Genomic DNA, 2,361 nt, shown 5'->3' with positions numbered 1-2,361 from the left:
GGTCGCCGAGAAGTACAAGGACTCAAAAATCGGCTCGGCGGCGGCCGTAGCAAAGCGGCTTGCTCCCCTAGAAGGTATCGAGCGGGAGGAGGCTCGCAAGAAGTTGCTCGCGGTGACTGGCGGCGATTATGAACTGTCGAAGCGGCTGCTCCCCTTTCACGGTCTGATTCGCACCGACCTTCGTGATCTCCCCTTGGTGGTGCTACCCGGGGCACTCTTCATCACCGAGTCGGCGTTACGCCGCAACACCGGCACGCACTACACCCCTCGCAAGCTCGCCGAGGAGATCGTCGAGGGAGCGTTGGAGCCGCTGGTCTACGAGCCGGGGCCGCTGCAGACCGCAGACACCAAGCAGTGGAAACCCAAGTCAAGTGAGGAAATCCTTGCACTCAAAGTCGCCGACATCGCGATGGGCTCGGCAGCGTTCTTGGTCGCTGCCGCCCGGTATCTCGGTCGGTACCTGCTTGAGGCTGCTCTGCGAGAGGGTAAGGGTTGGGCGCTCGCGTACCGCGCGCCGGTCGAGACCTCGGCCCTGGATCTCGAGGACGACCCGACCGTCATCGAGGCACGGCGACAGATCATCGAACACTGCCTCTACGGCGTAGACATTAACCCGATGGCCGTTGAGATGGCGAAACTGTCGCTGTGGCTGGTCTCCATGGACCCACAGCGCCCCTTCACCTTCCTCGATGACCGCCTCGCAGCGGGCGATTCCCTGCTCGGTGTGGGCAACGCCGCCGCATTGTCGGCCGACGCTGCGCGCGATCTGCGGCTGGATCGCGAGTTGTCGGAGGTAAAGAATCTGCGGACGCGGATCACTGAGCTTCCGGACACCCCGGAAGCACAGGCACGAAAGAAGGAGTTGCTCGATGAGTCACGTGCTCTGACACAGCGGGCGTCCCACTACGCGGATCTGGTCACCGGCAGTTGGTTAGCATCGGTGTCCAAAGGCCAGGACCCGCAACTTATTATGGAGCGCACCGCGGAGGCGACCGAGCGGTTCGCTCAGAGTGGTGATGCGACGGCGGTGATCGCACTGGCCCGTTCATGGCTGGCGCTTGACCTGCCGGACGGCGCATTTGAGCGCCGGCCGTTGCACTGGCCGTTGGAATTTCCCGAGGTCTTCGATAAGGGTGGATTTGAGGCGATAGTCGGCAATCCCCCTTTCCTTGGCGGAAAGAAGATCAGTGGCGTAAATGGGTCGGCCTACCGCGAATATTTGGTCGAGGGCATCGGCCGCAAAATTAAGGGCAATGCTGACCTCATCGCCTACTTTGAGCTGAGAGCCCACGGTCTACTCGGCGCGAAAGGCCAGACCGGCCTGATCGGCACCAACACACTTGCCCAAGGGGACACCCGCGAGGTTGGCTTGGACCAGTTGGTCGATGAAGGCATAACGATCAGGGCCGCGATCAAGAGTCGCCCATGGCCCTCGCGCTCGGCGGCGCTTGAATATTGCGCGGTCTGGACCAGCTGCAGCCCGATCGCTGCCACAGCGCGGCGAATTCTGAATAATGCAACAGTCTCGGGTATCACGCCATCACTGGACCCGATATCCCGGGTCACGGGCAATCCAAAACGGCTCGCCAACAACGGCGACATCTCCTTTATTGGGTCATACGTCCTCGGGCTCGGCTTTACCATGGCTCCGGAAGATGCATCGACACTGATCAAGAAGGACAAACGGAATCGTGATGTACTCTTCCCCTACCTCAATGGGCAAGATTTAAATAGTCGCCCAGACTGCTCCGGAAGCCGCTGGGTTGTTAACTTCCACAACTGGTCATTGGAGAAAGCGCAGAGCTATGAAGAAGTTTTCCGAATAGTCGATTGCGACGTCAGGCCAGAGAGGCAGCGACTCAAGCCAAACGGGGAATTCGCCTTGAGAAAACCGCTTCCACAGCGCTATTGGCACTACGCAGACAAGCGTCCGGCGCTATATACAGCAATTTCAGAGTTGAGGCGAGTGGTGGCCATTACTCGGGTCAGCAAGACGGTGATGCCGGCGATGGTTCCAACCAAGCAAGTGATCAGCGAAGCGGTCGTCGTGTTCGCGACGGAGGACACGGCAATGCTGGCGCTGCTCTCCAGTTCGCCCCATTACTGGTGGGCCGCTACCCGAGCCTCCTCCCTGAAAGCGGATCTTCGTTATACGCCGTCCGATGTTTTCGAAACGTTCCCGATGCCGGAGCTGACCGAACGAATGCGGGTACTGGGGGACGGCCTCGATGGCGAGCGACATAACGTGATGCTGAGTCGAGATGCCGGCCTCACAGCCACATACAAGCTGGTGTTCGACTCCGCGTGCCGCGATGCGGACATCGTGGGGCTGCGGGAGCTGCATCGAGAGATCGACGAGGC

At 60.4% G+C, this 2,361-nt stretch carries 1 protein-coding gene; it reads left to right on the top strand.

From position 1 onward, the window contains the following. Nucleotides 1-2,361: DNA methyltransferase (locus DMB66_RS62200; protein ID WP_370321569.1), on the top strand; the 2,361-nt coding region annotated here is incomplete at both ends.

The organism is Actinoplanes sp. ATCC 53533, from assembly GCF_003947245.1.
This window is presented reverse-complemented; position numbering and strand designations above follow the sequence as displayed.